25 protein-coding genes, 2 tRNA genes and 1 pseudogene are annotated in these 25062 nt (G+C 36.8%); 18 read left to right on the top strand and 10 right to left on the bottom strand.

Translation table 11 applies throughout. The annotated features are described in order from the left end of the window. Positions 1 to 99: 99 nt before the first annotated feature. The 3 genes from CP363_RS00835 to CP363_RS00825 all read right to left on the bottom strand — a co-directional run bounded on the left by CP363_RS00835 (position 100) and on the right by CP363_RS00825 (position 717). A tRNA-Lys gene (locus tag CP363_RS00835) sits at positions 100 to 172 on the bottom strand. 132 nt (positions 173 to 304) lie between these two features. Next, positions 305 to 526, bottom strand: coding sequence for a hypothetical protein (locus CP363_RS00830; protein ID WP_005720458.1), 222 nt, complete (start codon positions 524 to 526; stop codon positions 305 to 307). A 118-nt stretch (positions 527 to 644) separates the two neighbouring features. Further along, positions 645 to 717: transfer RNA gene (locus tag CP363_RS00825), tRNA-Lys, on the bottom strand. A 137-nt stretch (positions 718 to 854) separates the two neighbouring features. Here CP363_RS00825 and yycF point away from each other — a divergent pair. The 8 genes from yycF to CP363_RS10875 all read left to right on the top strand — a co-directional run bounded on the left by yycF (position 855) and on the right by CP363_RS10875 (position 9849). Next, complete coding sequence (gene yycF, locus CP363_RS00820) at positions 855 to 1571, top strand: response regulator YycF (RefSeq protein ID WP_005720459.1); 717 nt, start codon at positions 855 to 857, stop codon at positions 1569 to 1571. 70 nt (positions 1572 to 1641) lie between these two features. Beyond that, on the top strand, positions 1642 to 3495 hold the full coding sequence (gene walK, locus CP363_RS00815) for a cell wall metabolism sensor histidine kinase WalK (RefSeq protein ID WP_005720460.1): 1854 nt from the start codon (positions 1642 to 1644) through the stop codon (positions 3493 to 3495). After that, positions 3476 to 4837, top strand: coding sequence for a YycH family regulatory protein (locus CP363_RS00810; protein ID WP_089142959.1), 1362 nt, complete (start codon positions 3476 to 3478; stop codon positions 4835 to 4837). Before walK ends, CP363_RS00810 begins: the two co-directional genes overlap by 20 nt. A gap of 2 nt (positions 4838 to 4839) precedes the next feature. Then, a complete protein-coding gene (locus tag CP363_RS00805) occupies positions 4840 to 5664 on the top strand; it encodes a two-component system regulatory protein YycI (RefSeq protein WP_005720462.1) in 825 nt (274 codons plus the stop codon). A gap of 12 nt (positions 5665 to 5676) precedes the next feature. Next, positions 5677 to 6474, top strand: coding sequence for an MBL fold metallo-hydrolase (locus CP363_RS00800; RefSeq protein ID WP_089150907.1), 798 nt, complete (start codon positions 5677 to 5679; stop codon positions 6472 to 6474). Positions 6475 to 6553: 79 nt separating this feature from the next. After that, positions 6554 to 7816, top strand: coding sequence for a S1C family serine protease (locus CP363_RS00795; RefSeq protein WP_098035700.1), 1263 nt, complete (start codon positions 6554 to 6556; stop codon positions 7814 to 7816). A gap of 517 nt (positions 7817 to 8333) precedes the next feature. After that, a complete protein-coding gene (gene rlmH, locus CP363_RS00790) occupies positions 8334 to 8813 on the top strand; it encodes a 23S rRNA (pseudouridine(1915)-N(3))-methyltransferase RlmH (RefSeq protein WP_005720466.1) in 480 nt (159 codons plus the stop codon). A gap of 499 nt (positions 8814 to 9312) precedes the next feature. Next, positions 9313 to 9849, top strand: a complete 537-nt coding sequence (locus CP363_RS10875) for a C39 family peptidase (RefSeq protein WP_233186925.1) — start codon at positions 9313 to 9315, stop codon at positions 9847 to 9849. 23 nt (positions 9850 to 9872) lie between these two features. Here the strand turns inward: CP363_RS10875 and CP363_RS00780 are convergent, their stop codons facing one another. The 3 genes from CP363_RS00780 to CP363_RS00770 are packed head-to-tail and all read right to left on the bottom strand — an operon-like array spanning position 9873 to position 12773. Continuing rightward, a complete protein-coding gene (locus CP363_RS00780) occupies positions 9873 to 10754 on the bottom strand; it encodes a prolyl aminopeptidase (RefSeq protein ID WP_089146801.1) in 882 nt (293 codons plus the stop codon). A gap of 8 nt (positions 10755 to 10762) precedes the next feature. Then, positions 10763 to 11416 (bottom strand): energy-coupling factor transporter transmembrane protein EcfT, encoded by a 654-nt coding sequence (locus CP363_RS00775; RefSeq protein WP_098035699.1) that lies wholly within the window; start codon positions 11414 to 11416, stop codon positions 10763 to 10765. A gap of 4 nt (positions 11417 to 11420) precedes the next feature. Further along, the gene (locus CP363_RS00770; protein ID WP_098035698.1) at positions 11421 to 12773 is read right to left on the bottom strand and encodes an ATP-binding cassette domain-containing protein; all 1353 of its coding nucleotides are present in this window, start codon (positions 12771 to 12773) and stop codon (positions 11421 to 11423) included. Positions 12774 to 12929: 156 nt separating this feature from the next. Between CP363_RS00770 and CP363_RS00765 the strand changes: the two genes are divergently transcribed. After that, positions 12930 to 13871: an AraC family transcriptional regulator gene (locus CP363_RS00765; RefSeq protein WP_005721723.1), complete on the top strand. Its 942-nt coding sequence runs from the start codon at positions 12930 to 12932 to the stop codon at positions 13869 to 13871. A 34-nt stretch (positions 13872 to 13905) separates the two neighbouring features. On the opposite strand, the gene htpX is transcribed toward CP363_RS00765, so the two are convergent. The 3 genes from htpX to CP363_RS00750 all read right to left on the bottom strand — a co-directional run bounded on the left by htpX (position 13906) and on the right by CP363_RS00750 (position 16584). Further along, positions 13906 to 14802 (bottom strand): zinc metalloprotease HtpX, encoded by an 897-nt coding sequence (gene htpX, locus CP363_RS00760; protein WP_023487933.1) that lies wholly within the window; start codon positions 14800 to 14802, stop codon positions 13906 to 13908. An 18-nt stretch (positions 14803 to 14820) separates the two neighbouring features. Beyond that, a complete protein-coding gene (locus tag CP363_RS00755) occupies positions 14821 to 15381 on the bottom strand; it encodes a LemA family protein (protein ID WP_013085649.1) in 561 nt (186 codons plus the stop codon). A 96-nt stretch (positions 15382 to 15477) separates the two neighbouring features. Continuing rightward, positions 15478 to 16584 carry an SLC13 family permease gene (locus CP363_RS00750; protein WP_013085650.1) on the bottom strand — a complete coding sequence of 369 codons (1107 nt, stop codon included), beginning with the start codon at positions 16582 to 16584 and terminating at the stop codon, positions 15478 to 15480. Between the two features lie 199 nt (positions 16585 to 16783). On the opposite strand from CP363_RS00750, the gene CP363_RS00745 reads away from it, so the two are divergent. The 9 genes and pseudogenes from CP363_RS00745 (at position 16784) to CP363_RS00700 (ending at position 24501) form a co-directional block, all read left to right on the top strand. Then, positions 16784 to 17188 (top strand): iron-sulfur cluster biosynthesis family protein, encoded by a 405-nt coding sequence (locus CP363_RS00745; RefSeq protein ID WP_098035697.1) that lies wholly within the window; start codon positions 16784 to 16786, stop codon positions 17186 to 17188. A gap of 92 nt (positions 17189 to 17280) precedes the next feature. Then, positions 17281 to 19059 (top strand): glycerophosphoryl diester phosphodiesterase membrane domain-containing protein, encoded by a 1779-nt coding sequence (locus CP363_RS00740; RefSeq protein WP_098035696.1) that lies wholly within the window; start codon positions 17281 to 17283, stop codon positions 19057 to 19059. 71 nt (positions 19060 to 19130) lie between these two features. Then, a complete protein-coding gene (locus CP363_RS00735) occupies positions 19131 to 19271 on the top strand; it encodes a hypothetical protein (RefSeq protein WP_003548644.1) in 141 nt (46 codons plus the stop codon). Positions 19272 to 19429: 158 nt separating this feature from the next. Then, a complete protein-coding gene (locus tag CP363_RS00730; protein WP_098035695.1) occupies positions 19430 to 19942 on the top strand; it encodes a hypothetical protein in 513 nt (170 codons plus the stop codon). After that, on the top strand, positions 19911 to 20303 hold the full coding sequence (locus CP363_RS00725) for a hypothetical protein (RefSeq protein WP_089145357.1): 393 nt from the start codon (positions 19911 to 19913) through the stop codon (positions 20301 to 20303). Before CP363_RS00730 ends, CP363_RS00725 begins: the two co-directional genes overlap by 32 nt. A 134-nt stretch (positions 20304 to 20437) precedes the next feature. Next, positions 20438 to 21745: a glycosyltransferase gene (locus CP363_RS00715; protein ID WP_089146805.1), complete on the top strand. Its 1308-nt coding sequence runs from the start codon at positions 20438 to 20440 to the stop codon at positions 21743 to 21745. A gap of 8 nt (positions 21746 to 21753) precedes the next feature. Further along, positions 21754 to 22856: pseudogene (locus tag CP363_RS00710) on the top strand (glycosyl hydrolase family 8). An 85-nt stretch (positions 22857 to 22941) separates the two neighbouring features. Further along, the gene (locus tag CP363_RS00705; protein ID WP_013085657.1) at positions 22942 to 23586 is read left to right on the top strand and encodes a YfbR-like 5'-deoxynucleotidase; all 645 of its coding nucleotides are present in this window, start codon (positions 22942 to 22944) and stop codon (positions 23584 to 23586) included. Then, complete coding sequence (locus CP363_RS00700; RefSeq protein ID WP_098035694.1) at positions 23587 to 24501, top strand: HNH endonuclease; 915 nt, start codon at positions 23587 to 23589, stop codon at positions 24499 to 24501. Positions 24502 to 24570: 69 nt separating this feature from the next. On the opposite strand, the gene CP363_RS00695 is transcribed toward CP363_RS00700, so the two are convergent. After that, entirely contained in the window at positions 24571 to 25041 is a 471-nt protein-coding gene (locus tag CP363_RS00695) for a DUF805 domain-containing protein (RefSeq protein WP_158227354.1), read from the bottom strand. Between the last annotated feature and the right edge of the window lie 21 nt (positions 25042 to 25062).

Here is a 25062-nt window from a genome sequence, read left to right as displayed (position 1 = left end):
AAATAAAAAAGATTCGTAATTTCATGATCGAAAAATACGAATCTTCTGTAAAATAGCATAAAAAAAGCACCGCCTTCTTGCAGTGCATCTTTCATATTATGGGTGGCCAGGGGATCGAACCCTGGACCCACGGATTAAGAGTCCGTTGCTCTGCCAGCTGAGCTAGCCACCCATATTTGTTCATCAGCTCCCGCCGACATTTAAATATATTACCAGTAGTTTTATAATTTGACAAGCTTTTTTTGAAAAAAGTTGAAAAATAATTTGAAGCTAGCAAAAAGCGCCCATAATGGCCGCTTTTTTACTAAAGTTTATCTTGAATATGATAGGCTGTGCCTTGCTGATCCTGCTTCATGTGATCTGCATAGTAAACAGCATAGACACCGCTTTGATCATTTTTGGCAATCACAATTTGGCGCCCTGTTGGACGTTCTGCCTTAATGATTTGAGCACTGCGGCGTGCTTCTTTAAAGTCGTGTGAAGATGCGATGGCATCCCCTGGATTAAAAAATACAGCTTCGTTCATTGTAAAGCCCCCTCGTACAAATTCTAATTTTATTTTACCAAGAAAGCCCTTTCTAAATCCAATTTAAGAAACAAAAAAAGAGATAAGATCAACATCTTATCTCTTACGAAAAATATTATGGGTGGCCAGGGGATCGAACCCTGGACCCACGGATTAAGAGTCCGTTGCTCTGCCAGCTGAGCTAGCCACCCATGTCGTTGAATCAATCAACAGATATTATTATGCTATTGTTGATAAGAAAATGCAAGCTTTTTTTGAAAAAAAAACAAAAATTTTTGGCTAATGTTACAAAATTCAGTATAATGTAAGGGCAAAGGAGGCATTCCCGATGCCAAAGAAGATTCTCGTCGTCGACGATGAAAAGCCGATTTCTGATATTATCAAATTTAATTTAACTAAGGAAGGCTTTGATGTCGACACCGCCTATGATGGCGAAGAAGCTGTTAAAAAAGTTGACGAATACGACCCGGATCTAATGATTCTGGATTTGATGTTGCCCAAAAAAGATGGGTTGGAAGTTGCGCGTGAAGTTCGTCAAACGCATGACATGCCAATCATCATGGTAACTGCTAAAGATACTGAAATTGATAAAGTCTTAGGACTGGAAATGGGTGCAGATGACTACGTAACCAAGCCGTTTTCTAACCGGGAATTAGTTGCCCGTGTGAAGGCTAACCTGCGTCGTCGTGATATTGTTAAAAAAGCAGAAGCTGCCAGCCAAGAAGAGACCGATAAGAATATTAAGATCGGTAACTTGGTCATTATGCCAGATGCCTATATTGTAGAAAAAAATGGTAAGAAGATTGAACTTACTCACCGTGAATTTGAACTTCTTTACTATTTAGCTCAACATATGGGACAAGTTATGACTCGTGAACACCTGCTTCAGACTGTTTGGGGTTATGACTACTTCGGTGATGTGCGGACTGTAGACGTAACGGTGCACCGTTTAAGAGAAAAGATTGAAGATAATCCAATCCAACCTCAAATTTTAGTTACCCGTCGTGGTGTTGGCTATTATGTAAAACAGCCGAGTGAAGAATAATAAAGAAAGCCACAGAACTGTTATGGTAGTGGCTTTCTTTTTTATATTTTTTAGATATTGAATGAGTAGAATGAAAAAATTCAAAGCAAGATTAAATAGTACATTTAATTCCATTAATACTAAAATTGCAATTGTGTTCATGCTGATGCTACTGGCAACAATTGAAGTTATTGGAGCTTATTTTACCCGTCAATTAGAGCAAAATAGCATTGAAAATTTCCAATCATCAATCCAGATTCAGACTATCGTCAGCAATCAGTTAGCTAATCAGTTGACCAGTGATAATAAAAATACTAATGATCGCTTGAATCAAATTGTTAATGACTACAATAATGATGCAATTAGTGAAATTATTGTTGTCGATAATAAGGATACGATTCGTGCCGTTTCTAACTTAAATGATAAAAGTAAGATCGGTCAACGGATTAACAATACTGATGTGAAGCAGGTTATTTCAACTGGACATCAAATTAATAAAGTGGTCGATGATCATGGCAATTACATGATTCAAATATCGCCGTTGACTAGTGGCAATGGCTCTAACAATACTGTTGGTGCTGTCTATGTTAAAGCTAGTATGCAAGATGTCTTTAACAATTTGCGCCAAATTTCATTGACTTTCTTGATTGCGTCATTGATCGCGGCTTTATTAGGTGCATTTTTGTCATTGGTTATTTCCCGGGCAATTACGCAACCGATCGAAGAAATGCAGAAACAAGCATTGCATATTGCTGATGGTGATTATTCAAGTCAGGTAAAAATTTATTCCAATGATGAACTAGGGCAATTAGCTAAAGCATTTAATACCCTGTCCGTACGAATTGAACGCTCACAAGAAGAGTCTGATAGTGAACGGCGGCGACTAGATAGTGTTCTGTCACACATGAGCGATGGAGTTCTAGCCACTGATCGTCATGGTAACGTCAGTGTGGTTAATCATATGGCACTAAACTTTTTAAATAAAAAAGAAGACGAGGTTATCAATAAGCCGATTGCTGAAGTACTGGGACTAGAAGATACTTCGTCACAAGATTTGATTTCTAGTCAAAAAGAGATCGTTATTACCCTTGATCCAGGTACGCGGGATGAAATTATTTTGCATGCTAGTTTTTCTTTGATTAAGCGGGTAACTGGCTTTGTATCAGGGTCAGTTTGTGTATTACACGATGTAACTGAGCAACAAAAGAATGAAGATTCACAAAGACAGTTTGTTTCTAATGTCTCACACGAATTGAGAACACCTTTAACAAGTTTGCAGGCTTATATTGAAGCTCTTAATGAGGGTGCTTGGAAGAATCCAGAGATTGCTCCTAAGTTTTTGGAAGTTACTCAACAAGAAACTAGTCGGATGATTAGAATGATCAATGACTTGTTGAGTTTGTCTAGAATGGACCGTGGCGTTTCAAAAATGGATCTAGAATTTGTTAACTTAAACGATTTTGTTAACCATATTCTTAACCGTTTCGATATGATTGTTAAAACAGATAAAAATAAAGAAAAGAAGAAATACACAATTAAGCGTGAATTAGGCAGTCAAGCCTTATGGGTGGAAATCGATACCGATAAGATGATGCAGGTAATTGATAACATTATGAACAATGCAATTAAGTATTCACCTGATGGCGGTGTAATTACTGTTAGAATGACCCAAAACCAAAATCATGTTATCTTAAGTATTTCTGACCAGGGCTTGGGTATTCCAAGAAAAGATCTGGGTAAAATCTTTGACCGCTTTTACCGAGTTGATAAGGCACGTTCCCGGGCCCAAGGTGGTACCGGCTTGGGCTTGGCCATTGCTAAAGAAATTGTGGAAGCTCACCATGGTAAAATTTGGGCTGACAGTAGCGAAGGCAAGGGGTCTACTTTCTATATTTCCTTGCCATATGAACCGATGACAGAGGAGGATGATTGGGATGAAGTTTAAATTCAAATTCGGTGAATTTTTCTTAGGCTTAGCTACACTGATCGTCATTGTCCTCTCAATTGTGCTTTGGATCTTTATTATGACTAGTGATCAGCGCTTTAGTAATATTGGTCAGCAAAATCAAAATAATATCACTAAAGAGCAAACGCGTAGTCACAATTTTAAGTCATTATATGATTTATATATTCCAACTACTTCATATGGTTTTGCTAATGGAAATTTGTGTCAGCTATATGATTCAAAAAATAATTTGACTTTAGAATTTACCAAAGAGATAAAAAAAGCCAAGGCCACTAATAAAATTAAGAAAATAGTTGATACTAGAACTAAATATGAAGAGTATTTAAACAATCCCAACTATGTGCAGTTGGTTTATCCAGATGAAATTACTTTCTCCTTATTTAACCAGTTGAATAATGCCGCAAATGATAACCGCGAGTTTAACCGCTTCTTTATCTCGCAGTCAAATCACTGGATTTATTTGGGAAATGATCAGACTAATGAAATTTATCAAGTAAAAATTGCTGGCGCAAATTTTGATAAACTACGTAAATATGCACGTAATGCTAAGAGCAAGTATCCAGTTAGATTAGTTCGTTTAAAGGAAGGCTATTCACCGTTTTACATCAAGACAATGAATGCTAAAGTTTATAGTTACTTGACTAATCATCAATCGTATTCTTACTTTGTTTCGCGTTTATTAGGTACATCTGGCGTTACTAGTAAGACTAATAAGAATGGTCAAACGGTGTATTCTTTGAACTACTATACTCGCTTAAGAGTGCCAGATTCTAATTCAGGTGAGCATAATTATCTTTATACTCATTATGAAAAAAATAAGATCCCCAATACTACTAACCGCTTATTAGATAGCGTTTATTATGTTCACCAATTGGGTTTAACCGAGCAAGATTTACGCTTCTTTGATGCAGATGGTGCTAATGTTAGTTATCTAAACTATATTGAAGGGATTCCTGTTTTCTTAAATAAGCATGATTTGCAAGTCAAGACGACCTTTTCAACAGATTCGATTAATGTGGCCTTTAATAGTGTAAACTTCCAAATTCCAATTCCGTTTGATGGTCAAACTAAGCGGTTAAAACCAACCCAAGATGTTGTTGATGAATTAGTCAATCACGGCCTAAAGCAGGAAGATATTCAACGAATTATCGTTGGTTTTGCTGAAGAAAAGGATTCAAGTCACCATAGTTTGATTAACTTGATCCCAACGTACTATATCAAAGCCTACGATGAATGGAAGAGCCTAGGTGAATGGGAAAAGCAAGACGTATCTACCTACCGTGAAGCTGATCAGTTAACTGTTAACGAAAGGGGAAAATAGAAATGGACCATAAACGAATCGAATGGCTATTTTTCGTTGTTTTCTTTTTAATTGATATTTATCTTGGAATCGAAATTCTCCGTTCTCCCGTTAATTTAAGTAACGCTGATACCACTACTCGCAGCGTTGCTAGCATCCGCAATGAAATGAAGTCAGACAATATTGATTTGCCCGATAAGATTTCGGATGCACCAGATTCTGGTTATTATTTAGCTACCAAGAATCGTGACTACCTTTCTGGCAAAGTTAGCTCGCTGACTAATGTAAATGCCCGCTATTCTAAAAGCGATAATGTGCTTTATGGTGAACCAAGACAAGCAGTCCTTTTGAGTAAAAAACCTAAGGAAGCTTTAGAACAAATTGAAGATTTTAAGAATGATTCGAAAAATATTCCTTATGGTAAAGAATTCAAGTATGAACCTGATATGTCGAGTGAAGACAATTATGTTTTTGTGCAAAACTCAGATTATGGTGAAATTTATGCTAACTCGGCCCAATTGAATATCAATGTAAAAGATAATCAGATTATTAATTTTACTGAAACATATATGGGGCAAGCTAGTCCAGTGCGTGAATTACAGTCAACCATCAGTGCTTGGCGTGCTGTGCGTGCGATGTACACTGATCGTGAGTTGACTAATAATTCGCGCGTAACGCAGGTAAAATTAGGTTACTCCAAATTGACAGAAGTACGTGGCAGCACAATCTTGTTGCCAACTTGGCTGGTTTGGGTAGAAAATAAGACAACTAAAAATATCACGATGAAACGTATTAATGCATATACGGCACAGATGCTACAATCGAGTACCTATAATGTAGAAAAATAGAAAGGATAAAAATTGAAGGTTTCCGTTTTAGCAAGCGGCTCGACCGGCAATACCAGTTTAATCGTTACAGGCCAGCATAAAATCCTGATGGATGCTGGCCTTTCTGGTAAGAAAACTAAAGATTTGCTAGCCGAAGTTGGAGTTGATATTAACGAGATTGATATGGCCTTTTTAAGTCATGATCATACCGATCATAGTGGCGGACTCGGCGTGTTGATGCGCCGTTATCCTAAGATAGATGCTTTTGCCAATAGTGGGACTTGGCAGTATTTATTGGATACGCAAAAAATAGGTAAATTACCGGCTGAACAAATTAATACAATTGAACCAGGCCAAACTAAAACTTTTGGTGATGTTGATATTACAGCCTTTGCAACTAGTCATGATGCAGCTGAGCCGCAATATTATGTGTTTACTAGTGGTGGTAAGCGGGTCGCTTTTTTAACTGATACAGGTTATGTATCAGAAGAAGTTGAAGGGACAATTGAAGATGCTGATGCCTATATGATGGAATTTAATTATGATAATATGATGCTCAGAGATGGACCATATTCCTGGGCACTGAAGCAGCGAATTTTGTCGGATGTAGGCCATTTATCTAATGACGAAGCAGCCCAGGCATTAGTTGATGTAGTCACACCTAAAACAAAGCATATCTTTTTAGCGCATCGCAGCCAACATAATAATACGGAGTATTTAGCTCACGAAACGGCAAAAGAAATGCTGCTTGAGGGGGATGCAAATTTGGATGATGATGTTAAGATTATTGATACAGAACCTAATCAGCCTACAAAATTAGTTGAAATTTAGCAGTTTTCACAACATTTTTTCATATAATATTCAAATTTAATCGGTATGATTAGTAAACAAGATGAGGGGAGAAGCAAGTATGGTAGAAAATCAAAATAATAATAACAATTTACAACAACCTAGAAAAAAGAATACTAATGGTAAAATCATTGCCACTGCAGCGATTGTCGGTGTAGTTGGTGGCTTGATCGGTGGAGGCGTTTCATATTACGCGGCTGATCAAATGAATAATGCATCAGTTAATAATGGTGCCGCTCAAACTAGTATATCTTCAAGTAGTAGTAAAGTTTCAGAAAAGAGTGCTAAGACTAGTGGCACAATGACTACTGCATATAATGATGTAAAAGGAGCGGTTGTTTCAGTTATTAACTTAAAACGCCAATCAAGTTCTAATAGTACTAATTCACTTTATAATAGTTTATTCGGTAATGATGACAGTGATGATAGCTCTTCATCAAGCAGCAAGGGCAAGCTTGAGACTTACAGTGAAGGCTCAGGTGTAGTCTACATGAAATCTAATGGCAAGGGATATATCGTTACTAACAACCACGTTATCTCAGGCAGTGATGCTGTTCAGGTAATGCTAGCTAATGGCAAGACAGTAAATGCTAAAGTTGTTGGTAAGGATAGTACAACTGACTTAGCTGTGCTTTCAATTGATGCTAAGTATGTGACTAAGACGGCCGAATTTGGCGATTCTAAGAGCTTACAAGCTGGTCAAACTGTCATTGCCGTTGGTTCACCATTAGGTAGTGAATATGCTTCTACGGTAACGCAAGGGATTATTTCAGCACCGGCTAGAACCATTTCTACTTCATCAGGCAATCAACAAACGGTTATTCAAACTGATGCCGCAATTAACCCAGGTAACTCAGGTGGTGCCTTGGTTAACTCAGCTGGTCAAGTGATCGGGATTAACTCAATGAAGTTAGCCCAATCAAGTGATGGTACTTCTGTCGAAGGAATGGGCTTTGCAATTCCATCAAACGAAGTAGTTACGATTGTGAACGAATTAGTTAAGAAGGGTAAGATTACCCGTCCACAACTTGGCGTAAGGGTAATCGCACTTCAAGGTATTCCAGAAGGCTACAGAAGCCGCTTGAAGATAAATTCTACTTTGAAGAGTGGTATTTACATTGCCTCAGTAAACAAGAATAGTTCAGCTGCTAATGCCGGAATGAAGAGCGGAGACGTTATTACCAAGGTTGACGGCAAGAAGATTGATGATGTGGCATCGTTACACAGCATTTTATACAGCCATAAAGTCGGTGATACCGTAAATGTTACCGTGAACAGAAATGGTAAGGATGTCAACTTAAAGGTAAAACTTGAAGGTAACTAAAAATCAAAATAGAAGTTAATTAAAAGAAAAAAGGCTATATCACGCGGTTTAAACGTAGATATAGCCTTTTTGTTAACTTTTTAAATGTGTAACATCAAATTGTTCGGAATTATTTGTTGTCAAACAGACACCAGCCTGTTGATAAGTGTGGATAACTCTGTGGATTGTGTATAACTTGATAAATATAGGTTTATTAACTTGTGGAAAAATATGATGATTTTGACCTTATTTAGTGAATTCTATTTGAGAAAACAGGCGTTCATGCAGGTATAACAAGCCTTAAGAGATAAAATTTGTGAAAAAAGGCTTTCATAAAATCGATGTGAATAAAGAAATTTTAGAAAAATTATTAAATACAACTTCTGGGGCATAAGTAAAATAATACCACAAAATGTTGAAATTGGTCTTTGAAGTTTTGTGGAAAAGTTTGGGTAAATAGTGTGGAAGGGATGTTAGTATTGTGCTGGTAGATTAAAATTATGAATGGAAAATTAGCTATGCTTGTTATAATAGAAGCATGAATATCAAAATTGTATGTGTTGGAAAATTAAAAGAGAAGTATTTTAGGGATGCAATTGCGGAGTATGAGAAACGACTCAGTCGTTTTGCAAAGGTATCCATTGTACAGGTGCCTGATGAAAAAGCACCGGAAAAATTCAGTGCAGCTGAAGATGAGAAGGTTAAAGAGATTGAAGGTCAGCGAATCCTGAGCAAAATTAAAGATAAGGAGTACGTGTATGTGACTGCAATTAAAGGAAAGCAGCGCAGCAGCGAAGAGTTCGCTAAAGAGATTCAGGATCTCGCAACTTATGGTCATTCAGACATTACGTTTGTCATTGGTGGCAGTTTAGGGACTAGCGATGCTGTAAACAAGAGGGGAAATGACTTGATTAGTTTTGGTAAATTGACGATGCCACACCAGTTGATGCGCGTGGTGTTGATTGAACAAATCTATCGTGCATTTATGATTAACTCAGGTAGTCCTTATCATAAGTAGAATATAGAAAAAGCCCATAAATTGGGCTTTTTATTTTTGCATATTTGCAGATTTCACAAGCATATTGAAAAAAACTGTGGCAGGTCAGTGCTTTTTTAGTTTTTTATGATTTAAAAATAGATTTTGTTAAATTATGCTTGGCAACAAAAAAGACGATCTTTCGATCGCCCTGCTAATTTTTGAGCTACCAGCTAGTAGCTCACGCACACGCTGAAGTGTACTTTATCTTTGTAGTATCTCAATTTTAACACATAAATGGTAACGCTGAAGGGGTAGCGCCCTTACTCGTGTGGAAGGAGGTAGACTCCCATGAAGTATTACTTTATCTTTGTAGTAGTATTTCTACCACTGAATCGTGATGGCAAGTGCTTCAAGAGCTCAAGAGGGCTATTAAAAAGTTCCTTAAGAACCTGATTGATAGTTTCTTTGATTAATCCGATCCAGACTCAATACAGCCGTCCTTCGGGGCGGCTTTTTTTATGATGAAAATGGCAAGTCATTGGGTGAAAAGTATTACGCATATCGTGCAGTAACTGTAAATCAAAGTCCCATAACAATTAATGGCGCTAAATTCTACAAGTTGGCTGCTTATATTAAAGTGACCAATATTAGTGGTCAAGGTCGCGTTTTAAAGCGTAACGCCTACATCTACAGTACATCAAAAAAACGCACTACGCATAACTGTGCTTGGAAGTTGTACAAGGGCTTTATCGGTTCGCCTTACAAGAAATATCCGCTCGGCTATTGGGTTGCTCCTAATGGGGTGAAACCAGTAGTGAAGCATTATCTCGGTAAAGCCCAGAATATGACTAATTGTGGTTTGCCCGCAATTAAGGATAAGTTGATTAATTCGCACTTGGTGGTCGCTTGGGTAGGGATGTTTGACGGTATCTCTAATCATGCCATTACCTTGACTGGTTACCATGGCAAAACGATCTATTATAACGATCCTTGGACTGGAACCAAGCGGAAGATCAAGCAAGAAATTTTTGCAACGCATTGGGCTTTAGATGCTCATCGGGCGTTGAGTTATTAATTTTATGTAAATATATTTACTTTTTAGTCATGTTGATCAAGCCACTTTCGCAGCATTTCAACATATTCATCTGTTTTTTCTACAAAAGACATGTGACCGCAGTTTTCAAATAGCTGCCATTTACTGCCAGCAAGATGATCCTGCATCGTTTTAGCTACATAAGGTGTACATAAATCATCAGTCCCACTCGTAATTAGAGTTGGGATTTTTATTTTGCCTAGTTTTTCTGTGTATTCGTAATCGTGCAAGTTGCCCTCTGGCGTATATTCATTTGGTCCCCAGGCGGTTTCATAAGCTACAATACCACCACATTTTTTTCGCATAACGCATTCAGGCCACGTTTTCGTCATGTCAATTGCATGTTGATTCATGAAGTGCTCATTAGCTTTTAAGTAATCAGGATCGTTAAAATTGCTAGTCAATTCGGCGCGATGAATTGCCGCCTGTTCTTCAATTGGCAAGTATTTAATCATCCGGTGTAATTCTTTGCTCCATAAGGAAGCAGACGACAAGGTTGAAGACAAGATCAAGCTTTGAATGCCAACAGGATGATAATCACACATGTAGATTAGCGCTAGCATCCCACCCCAACTTTGTCCTAATAAATGTATTTTGCGCAAAGCCAAGTGCTCCCGCAACGCCATGAGTTCCTTAACCCATGTTTCTTTAGTATAAAGTTCAGGGTGATCATCAGGGATGCTACTCTTGCCGCAGCCTAACTGGTCGTACATGATAATCCGTTGGTTATCAATTTCGGCTAATTTGTCCAAAACCTCAAAATAATTATGACTTGAGCCGGGACCACCATGTAGCAATACGAGTGGTGTCTTTTCGCTTCTTCGACCAACAATACGATAGTAAGTTTCATAGCCCATGAAAGGCATTTTTCCTTCGATAATTTCCATTTTTTCACCTATTTGAACAAAAACAATGAGATATTAACCAAAATTAGCAGGGTAAAGAAGATTACCCAATCTATAGCTGTTAAAGGAATAGCGATGATCGTCGACCTTCTTTGCCCTTCGACATAGCCATGTGATTCCATTCCTTGGGCCAGATTGTCAGCTGAATTTAAAGCAACAAGAATTGCTTTAAAATAGAGGACCGGCGACCAAAAACTGAGATAAATGCCTCGCATCATAGCGCTAGTTCGGATCTGTTTAACCGCCATCTTCATCTGCGGAATAATGTTAATCGCCGCCAGCACGCCGTAGGCAAATTTACTGGGTAAGTGCAGGTTCTGCTCTAATGAGCGGGTAAAATCCGTAGCGGTGTTATTGCGCGTCACGCAGGCAATCGTCAAGGTATAAACATAGATACGCGTTGACAAATTCCAAGCATAATAAGCATTTGGTGTTGGTGAAAACCAAAAGAGCGTTGCAAAGATTGTAAAAGCAGCAATAAAGGGCAAGATAATGAGCAAGATTAACTCTTTGATTTTGATTCGAGTAATAATTAAATAAACTAGCGCGAAGGTGATTACTAACAAATTAGTAACTAAACTAGCCTTTAAAGATATTTCCAGGGAAATAATAAACGCTAAAATAAATTTCAAACTAGGATTCATGGCCTTATCTTTCTACGTATTTTAAGCGCTGATCCGCCAAAATTAGCCGGTAATCGCAGAATTCAGCTAGCTCGTCTATTTGATGGCTAATGATAAAAAACGTCTGGTGAAGCTTTTGCTGGCTTTCTCGCATTAATTCTAAAACAAGTTTGACCGAGTTGTGATCAAGTCCACTGAGCGGCTCATCAATCAATAAAACTTGATGTTTAGTCATTAACATTAGCAGAATTTGTAATTTCTTCTGTTGGCCGCCTGATAGAGAATAGACTACTTGGTCTAAGTGGTCAGCTAAACCTAATTTTTCTAACCATTCATTGAGCTTTTTTTCAGTAAAAAATAAATTTCTATCCTTTTTACTTAATTCTAGTTCATCTTTGACAGTCACAGCTAAAAATTGGTCGCTTGCTTTTTGAAAAATTTGAGCTACTTGTGTTAAATATTTTCTAGCTGAGATTTGAGCGATTTCCTTATTTAAATAAGCAAAATTACCAGTATACGGAATCATTTTGGTCATTACTTTAAATAAAGACGTCTTGCCAACACCATTAGCACCAGTAATTAGGGTAGTGCCAGAATGCAAATTTAGCTCATTTTGCTTAAGCAAAAGCTTGTTTTGTCTAATTTGGACTTGTTTTAAAGTGAAAATAGGCTCACTATTAGGTAAGACAAAATGATAATGTCGCTCATGCAATTTTTTATTTTGTTCAAATAAGGCTATTTTTTTGCTAGCATTTAATTCAATAACTTCTTGATTATTTGTAAACTCAAAAAGATGGTCGCAGACAGGTTCATAATCGTCTAAAACGTGGTCGCTTAAGATGATAGTTTTTCCATTGTGAGCTAAAATTGCTAATTTTTTAATCAAAAAAGTACGTGCCTTAGGATCACAACTGGCAAACGGTTCATCCAATAGCAACAAATCCACATCCATAGCTATTAAGACAGCTAAAGCAACTCGTTGCTGTTGGCCACCTGATAGGGTATTAATCTTTTGATCAAGAAGATCGGCAATTTGGGTGAAAGCCGTTGCCTGATCCAGTCGTGCTTGATATTCACCTTCATCTAATTGCAAATTTTCTAAAGCGAAGACAATTTCTTCACGTGGAGTTGGCATTGTGAATTGCTCAGCCGCGTTTTGAAACATCATTGCCGCCTTTTGTCCGTGCAGTTCCACCGTACCTGTCAGTCTCCCTGCATATTTGGGGTATAAACCAGCAATAATTTTAAGCAAGGTAGATTTACCGCAGCCAGTTGGTCCAATTAACAGAGAAAATCCATGGGGAATTTCAATATTTAGATGGTCAATTATAGGTTCTTTTTCATAAGAAAAAGTAAGATTGTTAACGGTTACTTTCATAAGTCTGATTGTACAAGATGCTTTGGGGACTGTCTACAGGTAAAGTTTGTTATAAGTAGAACAAATCATAAATAATACTTAATACTAAATAAAGTTTTGATTTATAATGTAATTATAGTGTTACCATATTTTATTTAATTTAAGGAAGGTGGACATATGGCAGCTGTTGCTTTGGACCAATATCTGGCAAGTGTATTAAAGTCAAATTCAACAGATAAGAATGAAATAAAGTTGGAAGCTGGTAATCCAGATTTTGATCTGTTTACTATCTACCTTGAAAATCATAATACTGGTATTCATCGCTATCGGATGGATGTTTCAACGATTTTATATATTGCTAAGGGTACTGTGACAATTAAGAGTGGTGAAAAGATCATTCAAATGAAGTCTGGGAATGTTTTGCTACTGACTGAAGGTTGCAAGTATGAGATTTTAAGTCAAAAACCTGATACGGTACTGATAAAGTTGAAGTTTAAGCGTGGATTTCTATATCGCAAGTATTTTAAAGATTTTAGCTGTAAGGGAGAACGTGAGGTTAAAGTTATTGAGCAAATCGTTGATAGCTTAGAAAATGAACATGTTCTTTGGCTAAAAAATAATCAAATTACTCGTGCTTCTCAAGTGATGCAACATATTATTGGCGGTTATTTGAATAATGATTTGTTTACTAAAGCTTTAATTCAGGCTGAGTTGACCACTATGTTGATTATTTCAATTAGAACTCAGCGCATGGCAACACCGACTAGTTTGGATAAAACTAAGTTTGAAAAGAAGACCTTAGATAATTACATCGATCTTCATTTTGCCGATGTCTCTTTATCTGACGCTGCAAAATACTTTGGCTTCAATCCTAATTATTTCTCTAATATGGTTAAGGCTAAGACTGGCAAGAGTTTTGTGGATCACGTGGATGATCGAAGAATGCAAGAAGCGCGTGAATTGCTGGCTCAGCCTGATATTTCACTTAGAGAGATTATTGGTCGAGTCGGATATTCGAGTAAGTCTTTCTTTTATAAGAAATTTAATCAATACTACCACATAACACCAGCAGCGATGCGGGCAGAATTGTTTAGACAAGCAAATATAAATTTGAAGTAAAAAAATAATCTGGACGAAAGTTCCAGATTATTTTTTACATATTTTCTAAGCGTTTAATGCGGTCTGCTGTTGGTGGGTGAGTATCAAACAAGTGCGTCAAACCGTGATTGTGGAATGGATTTTCGATATATAATCCAGCACTACTACTATCAGCTACTTTCATTGGTTGGCTATTTTCAATCTTGCGTAAGGCAGAAATTAAGCCTTGCGGATTACGTGTTAATTTAACTGAAGATGCATCAGCTAGGTATTCACGGTTACGCGATAAAGCCATTTGGGCCAAGGATGCAGAAAGTGGACCTAAGATCAAAACGAAGACCAAGGCAACCACTTTAAAAATCATGGCTAAAGCATTACTGTCACGGTCATCGTCGTCATCACTGCGCACGCCGCCCCAGAACCAAAAATTGGACGCCATATTAGAGATAAAAGAAATGACCCCAACTAATACCACGGCAATTGTTGAAAGTAAAATATCGTAGTTTTTCACGTGTGATAATTCATGCCCTAAGACGCCTTCGAGTTCTTCACGATCAAGTAATTCTAAAATTCCTTGAGTAACTGCCACCGCACTATGTTCAGGGTCCCGACCAGTTGCAAAAGCATTGGGACTAGGATCAGGAATAATATAGACCCGTGGCATTGGAACCTGTGCCACCATCGCCATATCTTCTACGATATGCCACAGTTCCGGATTGTCGGCTTCATGAATTTCTTGCGCGTGATTCAAGCTCATAATCATGTTGGCTGGATTTTGCCACATGATGAATAAGTAGACTAAACTACCGATTAAAGCAATAATAACGCCCATTGTTGGACTATTGCTCCAAAGATAACCGATTCCCGCACCAACTAAGCCTAAGATCACCAAAAAGATGAACATAATTAACGCCGTTTTGCGTTTATTACGAGCAATTTGTTGGTAAAGCATGGTTAAACTTCCTTAAAATTAAAACTTAACTTGAGGCACATTCTTTTCTTCACTAGGAGTTTCTAAGTAGTTAATCTTAGTAAAGTGGTGCCACTTGGCAACAATATTTGATGGGAAAGTAAGCAACTTTTGATCATATGTTGCTACAGTTGAATTATAAAGTTGACGAGAGTAAGCGATCTTGTTTTCTGTGTTAGTCAATTCTTCTTGTAGTTTCAAGAAGTTTTGGTTAGCTTTCAAGTCTGGGTAGGCTTCAGCCAAGGCAAAAATTGACTTCAAAGAATCGGTAATTTGGTTAGAAAGCTTCATTGCTTCTTCATGGTTGCCTTGAGGCACGTTGACCAATTGATTACGCAAGTTGGCTACTTCCTCAAAAGTTGATTTTTCATGCTTGGCATAGCCCTTGGTGGTTTCAACCAAGTTAGGGATTAAGTCATTCCGACGCTTAAGTTGAACGTCAATTTGGCTCCAAGCTTCTTCGGCGTAGACTTTTGCTCTTTGCAAACCGTTATAAGTTACGATATAAATAGCCACGATTAAAACAATAATGGCGATAATGATCCAAATTAATGGTGACATAGTTTTTTCCTCCATAAATATTTATTTAATTTTATCGTTTTCGAATTTCTTGGGCAATGAAAAAGAATGCCAAAGCGACATTCTTAACAAAAAATATTAAATTCTGAAGATTAATAGTAATAATCCAACTGCAGTTAAAATAATCAAACCAGCAAATTGCATAATAGTCCATTGAATGAAAAACTTTTTCTTACTTACGCTACCGTGTTGGTTGAAAGTCTTAAGAACTAACATATTAGCCATTGAACCGATAGCGGAACCAAAACCACCAATGTTTGAACCCAAGAATAATGCTTGAGCATAAGTAGTAAATTTACCAACTAAAATGGTTGATGGTACATTGCTCATTACTTGACTAGAGATAATTGAAGCAAAGTAAGTTGAAATTTCAGAATAAACGGTGCCATGAATTAGATTTACGATAACAGGGATTTGTTGGATATCGCTGATGAAGATGAAGAAGCCGGTAAAGGTAAGAAGTAAGGCATAGTCGATTTTGAGCATAATCCTAGGATTAATTGCAAGGGCTAATGCAACCGACGTTAGCATTGGCCAAATAATATCAATGGTCCTAAAAACACCAAAGAAGAAGAAAATAAATACAGCAGTAGTTATCAGTGTCGGACGCCAACTAATTTTGATAGGCTCAGTTTTTTGGACAGGAATTTCTTCTTTAGGAATAAATAGAAAGACTAACCCCATGATTAACATTGAAACTACTAAATAAGGCACAGACCATTCAAAAAACTTTAGTGGACCAACGTTAAAACGGCTGACCAAGAAAATATTGTGCGGATTGCCCCAAGGCGTAAACGCTGCTCCGATGTTTGCGCCCATTCCGATTAAGGTAACAGGTAAAATCTGCGGCAATTTATAACGTTTAGCAATATTTAAATACAATGGGATCAAGGTTAATGCAGTAATGTCATTACCTAAAAACATCCCTGAAATAACAGCCAACAACGAAAACAGCGTGTTCAGCTTACGTGTGTTGTCGGCAATGCTTGTAAGCTTGTATGCCAAAACGTCCAGAACGTGCAAGTATGCATAGATCTGGATAATCGTTAACATCGCGGCAACGGACCATAATGTATGGAAATTAATATCAGAAAACCGCGGTCTGGCAAAAAAAAGACTGACTACTGTAATGATCACAGTAATCTGTAAAATTCTATCTTTAGCAATATTCTTTAAGACGGTCATAAAAGGTCCCCCTTACGTATTACAATCGTCTAAAAACCCTATGTACCATTTTGAGCCTTTTTGTGATTGCATGCAATGATAAATTAAAAAAATATCAAGATTAGCGGCATTTTCGAGCATATTTTTAGTTAGTTGGAACTAGTCGTGCTATACTTAAATAAGTAAGTTAATAAAATTTAGATTGAAACGAGGAAACAAAATGACAGAGAATGCAATTTCAATCAATATTAAACCAGATGCTGCAGAAATTATTAAAAGCAAGATGGATGCAGATCACCAAATTGTTATCTTGGCTTTAGATGATGGTTCAACCAAGTATTCTAAAAAAGGCGGCACTTGTACTATTGGCGACAGCTTCCAGTTTGTAATCCTTGCTGAAAAAGATCCTAAGTATAATATTTCAATCGAAAATAATGCTGGTCTTGACTTGTATACTGCTCAGCCGGAAACAACTTTCTTTGAACCAGGTCTAGTGGTAAATGCGCGCAACTCAACTTTGAGTTTATCTTCAGACAGCGGCATTATTGATGGTGGGATGACCATTACCCAATATGAACCTGAAGCAATTACTGCTGATGATCTAAAAAACGGCGGTCAATGTTAAAAAATAAAATTAATCATAGGGACGAGGGAATGACCTCGTCCTTTTTTAGTATAGAATTAAGAAAGTGATTTCAATGGAAGGGGGGAAGAACAATGACTTTTGTCAAAGAAATAAAAGCAGGTAGTCGTGAATTTTGCCAAAATTGGCTGCGGTATTTGCTACTTTTTATAGGATTAAGTTTATTTAATCAATTTATTGTTATTCCACTTTTTCGCTATATTACAACCTTTGTTTTGCAGGCTAGTGCTATTCCGTTCGTATCTTATCAAAATGTAGTGACGATCATTACGACGCATACGGTTGCCTTTTTAATTTTGATAATTGAGTTGCTGCTTTTATTAGTAATCTTGTATGCGCAATTAGCTTATTTACTTCATGGCGTTTGGGATATTAAGCATCAGGTTTTTACGTGGAAAAATAGTTTTATTCAAACTTGGCAAAATATCAAAAAAATTCGTTTAGGCACGCTTTTTATTTTGATGCTCTATTTTTTATTGGTAGTACCGTTAGCCGATGTCATCTTTAGAACACCACTTTTAAGCAAAGTGCAGATTTCAGAATTTATCTTGGATTATCTGACGAGAACGCCAATCTTGTTAGCCGTTTTGATTGCGTTTTATTTAGCCGCTTTGATCCTTGGTGCAAGGCTAGTATTTGTTTTACCCATCATCGTTTTTGACCACTTAAAGTCGGCGCAAGCAGTAAAAAGAAGTTGGCGATTAACGGCGCACTACCGTTGGCGGACGATTTGCTGGAGGATTATTGTTTTAGCCGTTTTATCTGCAGCAGTCATGACAATTTTCTATTTAGCAATGTATTGCCTGCAGCTATTAGTTGATTTATTACCTGGGAAATGTCCGTTAATTGTAGCCATTATCAATCTTTCGCTTGTTCAAATTATTAGTGAAGTAGCGTTAGTCTATGTTAGTGTACTGGGCTTATCTATTATTTTGAAAGCCTTAAGGCAAGAAAAGATAAGTCAAACAGGTAAAACTAAAAAGATAATTCTAAGTACATTAGTTGTGTTTGTACTAGTAATGATTAATGCAATATCCACCAATTATTTATATTTGACTAGTGTAAATGCTAAAGCGCCAGTAATTATTTCTCATCGCGGCGTTGATGATAAAAATGGCGTACAAAACACGTTACAGTCATTAAGAAAAACGGCTAAAGAAAAGCCGGACTACGTTGAAATTGATGTTCATGAAACTAAGGATAAAAAATTTATCGTAATTCATGATGAGAATTTATTGAAGCTAACGGGAGTTAATAAAGCCCCGAATGATTTAACTTTACGGCAATTAGAAAAGTTAACTGCCAAAGAAGACGGCTATCATGCTAAGTTAGTTAGCTTTGATCAATATCTTGAGGAAGCCAAAAGACTGCATCAAAAATTGCTAATTGAAATTAAAACGACGGCTAAAGATTCGAAGAAAATGCTGCAGCGCTTTAATCAAAAATATGGCAAAACGATTCTTAAAAATGCGTATCAAGTACAATCACTCGACTATCGCGTGGTTGAAGGACTGCACTTAATTAATCCACGTTTGGTTGTCTTTTACATTCAACCTTATAATTTTACTTATCCGCAAAGTGTTGCTAGTGGATATTCAATGGAATATTCTACCTTGAATTCAGACTTTATTTGGCAAGCCCATTTGCAGGATCGTCCTGTTTATGCCTGGACAGTTAATGACGAAAAATTAATGAAGAAGATGATGTATCAACAAGTTGATGGCTTAATTACTGATCGAGTTGATTTAGCTAAAAAGGCAATTAAAAGTTTCCAAAAGGATGCTAGTTATGCTACGCGAATCTTAAATTATATTGTTGTCCTGCATCTGCCGAAAAATTTTGAATCTGCATGAAGACTTGATCTGAAGGGCTGGACATGGTAAACTATACTAGATTTTCGAAAATCTGAAAGGAAGTATAGCATATGCGTAAAGGTGAAAATTACAACACTGGTTGTGAACCAAACCAAAGACCTAAGAACAAGAGAAACGCAAAGAAGCGTGTTGCTCACGTAGCAGCAGTTGTTGCTTTCTTGAACAAGGCCGCAAAAGACGAAAACAAGTAGTCTTTAATAATATTGAAATAAAAGCTAGGAGCTGACGCTTCTAGCTTTTTTTGTGCTTACTGAAAAAATTAATTTAGCACATGGACATAAAAAGATTTTTGAATATAATTTAACTTAGGTTTTTATAGATAATATATAGGATATAGATAGTTAGATATATGAATAAGAATAATAAATACAATATTTTGATCTATTTAGATCTCGTTGCAGCAATACTTTTTCCAGTAATTGCTGTTTTTCAAGTGGAAGAATATTCGGCAAATATAGTCAATGGCTTATTTTTAATTCTAATTTTAGCTATTATGACGGGATTATTGTTGCCTAATATAATGGTTAGCTGGCTGATAATTTTGTTAACGACGATTGCAGCGGGCTTTTTAGTGCTGGGATATGTTGTAATTCCTACAGAAGCAAAGTGGTTTTTAGTGGTAGCTTTTCCGATAGAGGCAGGGCTTTTAACGGTGTTGCGCTATTATGTCCTAGATTGGCGTTTTATTAGTAAAAATCGGCAAGATATTCGCAATTACCTTAAACGCTACAATGGCACTCTAAAAATGCATACATGTTACACTGCTAATAAAATTTATTCAAAAGTAATTAGTAATATTAAAGAACGGCCACAATTACATTTATGGATGCATGTATCATGTATCAATGTTGCGTTGGGCTAACCACGAACAGTTTGCTCAACTTCATCCAGAAGAGCACGGACAGTATTTAGAAAAATTAGCTGATATCTTAAAAAAGAGAAGATTAGCAGCTGAGGAACTCTTTTATTTAGGAGATGCCACTTTTTTTATTATTTCGCCTGAATTAAGAGATGACATTATCAAGCAGATTAATCAGGAGACAATTGCGGAATTAAAAAAAGTGCAAGATGATCTTCCCGGAGGCCTGAAATGGACGAGTCAGCGAATTGATGAAACAAACGTGGATCGTTTTACAGATCCAAATGTGATTGTAAAACATTTGGACCGCGAATTGGAAACTGACTTAATTGTTGAATATTTAAAGGCTGAAGCAAATGACTAATTGGTTTTATTTCTTAGCTTTAAGCATTTCAGGCATCTTTTTACTTGCTTTCATAGTTATGTTTATTTGTGCGTTTGTCATTTACTTTAATGTTGAAAATACGGTAATCAATAAAAAAGGAAAAAAGACGAAAAATGAGTGAAGCATTACAAATTTTAACGTTAATCTCGATTTGGCTTTCTTTGTTGATGTCTCTAGTTACCTTAAGTGGTGCAGTTTTCTTTTGGTTAAAGCACAGCAAGCTCTTAGTTAAAATCACGCCACTTAAGCGTTACCCAAAAGTTACGTTAGTTGTACCAGCTCATAATGAAGAATTAGTTATTAGTAAAACTACGCAGGCAATTTTAAATTTGAATTATCCGGCTGATAAGTTACAAATTTTAATCTATGCTGATAATTGTACTGATGATACTGCTAAAATTGCCCGGGAAATAATCAAGCAATATCCTGAACGGGAAATCAATGTTCAAGTAATTGAACGAACAGGTAGTGGTGGCAAAGCTGGTGTATTAAATGATGCTTTGAAGATTGCCCAAGGAGAATACCTTGGTGTATATGATGCAGATGCCATGCCAGAAGAAAATGCTTTGTATTTTTTAATTAAAAAGATTTTGGAAAATCCGGTGAGATATAAGGCTGCTTTTGGTCGCAATAAGACGAGAAATGCGCGGCAGAATTTTTTAACTAAGTGTATCAATCAGGAAATTGTTGTTACCCAGCGAATTCAACACTGCGGTATCTGGCAATTATTTAAGATTGGTCGTATTCCAGGGACTAACTTTATTATTAATACTGATTATGTCAGATCAATTGGCGGCTGGCGCAATGGCGCTTTGACCGAAGATACTGATATTTCTTTTAAAATTATGGGCTCAGGTAGTTTGATTGCCTTAGCCTATAATTCTGAAGCCTTCCAGCAAGAACCAGAACGCTTAAAAGATTATTATTTCCAGCGCTTGCGTTGGGCTAAAGGTAACTATGAAGTAGTGATCAATAATTTTTGCCATCTTTTTGATAAAAGCAACTGGCGGGTTAAATTAGAGACTGTCTATTATTCCTGCACTTTTTTCTGGTTTAATTTGGCGATTGTTTTATCAGATCTGATCTTTTTTTCTAATTTGATTGCCTTAATCGTCCATTTTTGGAATCCTGCAGTAGTAATACCATTTACAATTTCGCGGAGTAATATTTTATTAGCTCAAATTCTGCTCTTTAATTGGCTATTGATGGTTTTGCTTTATATTTTGCAAATTAACCTAGCGATGACTAAGCAATATGGGCAGGCAACTGACGAACAGATTTGGCTAGCCTTAGCATCATATTTTACTTATTCGCAATTGTTCATCATTGTATCAATTCATGCGGTTACTTCAGTAATGCTAGATCGCGTTTTTCATCGTGATAGTACTAAATGGGTTAAGACTAAGAGATTTGCGGATTAGGTGATGAGATGAAAAAAAGATGGATGCTACTAGGATTTTTACTCGTAACGATTGCATTTACCGGTATTATGATCTATATCAGAGCAGATAATAATTCAGCGGTGCGTAATTTTTTCTACATTCTTGGCATAAAAATTATGTAGTTGAAGAAGAGAATCTTGCCTATATTAATACCACGCCTAAGCAGGAAAAAGTGACGGTTTTATCTGAAGGCCAAGGATATGGGATGTTTATTGCGGCGCATGATCCAGCAGTTAAAGAAAGCAACTTTGCTAAGCTAGTGCAGTATTATTTAAAACACCGGGATCGTAATACGCAATTGATGGCTTGGCGGCAAACAAAGAAAAATGGAAAATGGAGCAGTGAACGCAATAGCGCTACTGATGGGGACTTATTTATTGCTAAAGCTTTGTTTTTAGCGGCTAAAAGATGGAAAAATCCAGCATATCAGCGGCAAGGGCAAAAATTAATTGCCGATATTTTGTGTTATGAATATAATCCGACCACACAGGCGTTAACGGTCGGTAACTGGGCAGATTCTAAGTCGAAGTATTATAATTTATTGCGAACATCTGATGTGTTACCTACAATGTTTGATAAATTTTATCAAGAAAGTGATGATTCACGCTGGTTAGTAATTAAAAAGTCGATGCTTAAGCGGCTTAATCAGTTAAGTCATCAACATAAGAGCGGTTTAGTGCCAGATTTTGCATGGTTGACAACAAAAAATGCTAAACCAGTCAAAGGAAAAATTACTGCTAGTGAGTATGATGGTGATTATTATGCTAATGCTTGCCGAGTGCCAATGAATCTTGCTACTAGTAAGGAAAAGTTGGCGAAAAATACTTTACATAGATTGCTTAAATTTTTTAGCAAGCAAAATACAATTACAGCAGGCTATACTTTAAAAGGCAAGCCGGTCAATAATTATCAATCAGCTAGCTTTAGCGCGCCAATTTATATTGCGGTGAATGAAAATCGCAATCAAGGCTATGATAATTTGTTTGCTTCGCAGCAATATATTTTTGCTAAAAAATTACCTAAAAATAATTACTATGATGCAGTACTAACGACGATGGCAACGATACTGACACCGGCGCGTAGATTTTAAGAGGCAAAGGCCTCTTTTTATTTGCATTGAAAATCAATCTTTGATAACATAGTAAAAATTTTAAGAAAAATGAGGAGGATAAAAAATGGGATTAAATGCATATATTCAAGGATTTAATAGTTTAGAGTCAATTGATCGAGCACCGGGCTACTTCAAGTATCATCACCACTCAGTAGCTGATCACTGCTTTAGAACCGCAGAATTAGCACAAATGATGGGTGACATCGAAGAAGTTCACGGCGGCAAAAAGATTAACTGGAAGGCACTTTATGAAAAGAGCTTGAATCACGACTATACTGAACGCTTTATTGGTGATATCAAGACACCGGTTAAGTACGCAACTCCTCAATTAAGAAAGATGATTGGCGACGTTGAGGAAACCATGACTACCAAGTTTATCAAGGATGAGATTCCAGAAGAATTTCAAGAAATTTATACTAAACGTCTCTCAGAAGGCAAAGATGATACTTTAGAGGGTAAAATTTTATCAATCTGTGATAAATTAGATTTGTTATATGAAGCTTATGGAGAAATCGAATTAGGTAATCCTAACCCGGTTTATATGCAAATGTTCAAGGAAAGTCTTGAAACGATCAAGAAGTTCGACGATTTAGTTTGCGTACAATACTTTATTAAGAAAATTTTGCCAGATCTTTTTAAAGGTGATTTCGCGGGAAAGGATAAGATGCAACGAATAGCTTTTAGCATTCTATTGTTAGGGGATGATTAGGTGAAATTTCAATGTAGTTCATGCGGGCTGCGCATGGACTCTTTGCATTTTAAGCAAGAGGGGTTAATGAATCCTAAGTTGACCAGTATTTGCGACATTTGTATCACGCGCAACCTGAATCCGGAAGATTACGCAAATGATGCGGTCGCAACTTTTGCTCAAAGCTTGCTTTACACGTTTGTCGGTGCAAAGAAACAAGATCAATCAGGTTTTATTGTGAAAAATAAAAAGGACCGTAAAAGATACGAGGCTTTTTTGCAAGACTACGATGGCAACGAGATTGCTAGGTCACAGATTAAACGGAGTGATTTGAACATTGCCATTATTAAAAGTGAAGATGGCAAGCTGGGATATGTGCCCGATCAAGGCGTTACTTTTGCCCAAAATTTAGAAAAGTTAGGTCTGGAAGTCAATTTTCAATTAAATGAAGTGGATTTTATCGACCGTGAACGTATTCGAGCTAAGTATAAATATCGCTGTCAATATTGTGGCAGACGTGGCCGCAGCGTAGATCATAAGGATCCAGTATCGCTTAGCCACAATAATGATTTGAATAATCTAACTCTGTCATGCGCTGAATGCAACCGAATTAAGTCAGATATGCCTTATCAGCTCTTTATTAAGTTAAATAATGGGATTGTAGATATTAATAAAAAACTGGTCAAATATGAGAATGCCCTTGGTACGTTGAAGGAAGAATTTGAGCATCGTCGTCGCTATTTGGCTGCGCAAGTACACCTTAAAGGTGTAATCAATGATCCTGAATTAAATGCAATTAGAAAACAAAACAAGAGCTTACAGGATGCAATTGATAGTCTGCAGAGTGATTATGATGATTTGCGTCTAACCCGGAAGACTTATTTTGATACTGGTTGGAAATTGGCTCGAATCAAGGAAAAGAAAGATATTATTTAAAAAAACGTCATTTTTGTAAATTGAAGCAAATAGCGGCTTTGAATTTACAAAAAATGGCGTTTTTTGATCTTAAAGCAAATATGAACCCCATCTTACAGGTTCCTTAACTGTTGGCTGAATTAAAAAGTAGACTAATACAATCCAACCAATGGTAGGGATGAAGTTAATCCAGTACCAGTAGCCGCTTTTATTAATATCATGCAGCCGACGGATTGCTAAACCTAACCCACAAAGGAAAAAGTAGACTTCGAATATTATAACTATGGCAATCGCTATGAAAAATGATGGGTCATATTCCATTGGGACACTACTGTTAACAAACATTAGCTGTAAACTAGTAGTGACTATGAGATACCAAGTAGGCACTAGACTTAAAACGACTAGAATGGCAAAACCAATCCAGTAAGTTCTCCGACTGGTTCGAGCATTCCAAGTAAATGGACGTAAAAAAGTTTCTTTCAAGATTTGCTTCCAGTTTGATTGGGGAACTGGATCAGGATCGACAGGTTCATGATATTCTTGGTTATAGTACGCAGTCATATATGTACTCCTCCTTTTTTG

Origin of the sequence: Lactobacillus sp. UMNPBX12, from assembly GCF_002553955.1 — a bacterium.
Lineage (GTDB): Bacteria > Bacillota > Bacilli > Lactobacillales > Lactobacillaceae > Lactobacillus > Lactobacillus crispatus.
Note: the sequence above shows the minus strand (reverse complement) of the source record. Positions and strands in the feature narration are given on the sequence as shown.

What these genes read in the sequence shown, in the direction of transcription:
- CP363_RS00730 (WP_098035695.1), top strand. Translation starts at nt 19,430, where the DNA reads ATGAATAAGAATAATAAATACAATATTTTGATCTATTTAGATCTCGTT.
- walK (WP_005720460.1), top strand. Translation starts at nt 1,642, where the DNA reads ATGAAAAAATTCAAAGCAAGATTAAATAGTACATTTAATTCCATTAAT.
- CP363_RS00705 (WP_013085657.1), top strand. Translation starts at nt 22,942, where the DNA reads ATGGGATTAAATGCATATATTCAAGGATTTAATAGTTTAGAGTCAATT.
- CP363_RS00765 (WP_005721723.1), top strand. Translation starts at nt 12,930, where the DNA reads ATGGCAGCTGTTGCTTTGGACCAATATCTGGCAAGTGTATTAAAGTCA.
- CP363_RS00740 (WP_098035696.1), top strand. Translation starts at nt 17,281, where the DNA reads ATGACTTTTGTCAAAGAAATAAAAGCAGGTAGTCGTGAATTTTGCCAA.
- CP363_RS00735 (WP_003548644.1), top strand. Translation starts at nt 19,131, where the DNA reads ATGCGTAAAGGTGAAAATTACAACACTGGTTGTGAACCAAACCAAAGA.
- CP363_RS00745 (WP_098035697.1), top strand. Translation starts at nt 16,784, where the DNA reads ATGACAGAGAATGCAATTTCAATCAATATTAAACCAGATGCTGCAGAA.
- CP363_RS00770 (WP_098035698.1), bottom strand. Translation starts at nt 12,773, where the DNA reads ATGAAAGTAACCGTTAACAATCTTACTTTTTCTTATGAAAAAGAACCT.
- CP363_RS00715 (WP_089146805.1), top strand. Translation starts at nt 20,438, where the DNA reads ATGAGTGAAGCATTACAAATTTTAACGTTAATCTCGATTTGGCTTTCT.
- CP363_RS00795 (WP_098035700.1), top strand. Translation starts at nt 6,554, where the DNA reads ATGGTAGAAAATCAAAATAATAATAACAATTTACAACAACCTAGAAAA.
- htpX (WP_023487933.1), bottom strand. Translation starts at nt 14,802, where the DNA reads ATGCTTTACCAACAAATTGCTCGTAATAAACGCAAAACGGCGTTAATT.
- CP363_RS00775 (WP_098035699.1), bottom strand. Translation starts at nt 11,416, where the DNA reads ATGAATCCTAGTTTGAAATTTATTTTAGCGTTTATTATTTCCCTGGAA.
- rlmH (WP_005720466.1), top strand. Translation starts at nt 8,334, where the DNA reads ATGAATATCAAAATTGTATGTGTTGGAAAATTAAAAGAGAAGTATTTT.
- CP363_RS00755 (WP_013085649.1), bottom strand. Translation starts at nt 15,381, where the DNA reads ATGTCACCATTAATTTGGATCATTATCGCCATTATTGTTTTAATCGTG.
- CP363_RS00725 (WP_089145357.1), top strand. Translation starts at nt 19,911, where the DNA reads ATGTATCATGTATCAATGTTGCGTTGGGCTAACCACGAACAGTTTGCT.
- CP363_RS00805 (WP_005720462.1), top strand. Translation starts at nt 4,840, where the DNA reads ATGGACCATAAACGAATCGAATGGCTATTTTTCGTTGTTTTCTTTTTA.
- CP363_RS00830 (WP_005720458.1), bottom strand. Translation starts at nt 526, where the DNA reads ATGAACGAAGCTGTATTTTTTAATCCAGGGGATGCCATCGCATCTTCA.
- CP363_RS00780 (WP_089146801.1), bottom strand. Translation starts at nt 10,754, where the DNA reads ATGGAAATTATCGAAGGAAAAATGCCTTTCATGGGCTATGAAACTTAC.
- CP363_RS00750 (WP_013085650.1), bottom strand. Translation starts at nt 16,584, where the DNA reads ATGACCGTCTTAAAGAATATTGCTAAAGATAGAATTTTACAGATTACT.
- CP363_RS00810 (WP_089142959.1), top strand. Translation starts at nt 3,476, where the DNA reads ATGATTGGGATGAAGTTTAAATTCAAATTCGGTGAATTTTTCTTAGGC.
- yycF (WP_005720459.1), top strand. Translation starts at nt 855, where the DNA reads ATGCCAAAGAAGATTCTCGTCGTCGACGATGAAAAGCCGATTTCTGAT.
- CP363_RS00695 (WP_158227354.1), bottom strand. Translation starts at nt 25,041, where the DNA reads ATGACTGCGTACTATAACCAAGAATATCATGAACCTGTCGATCCTGAT.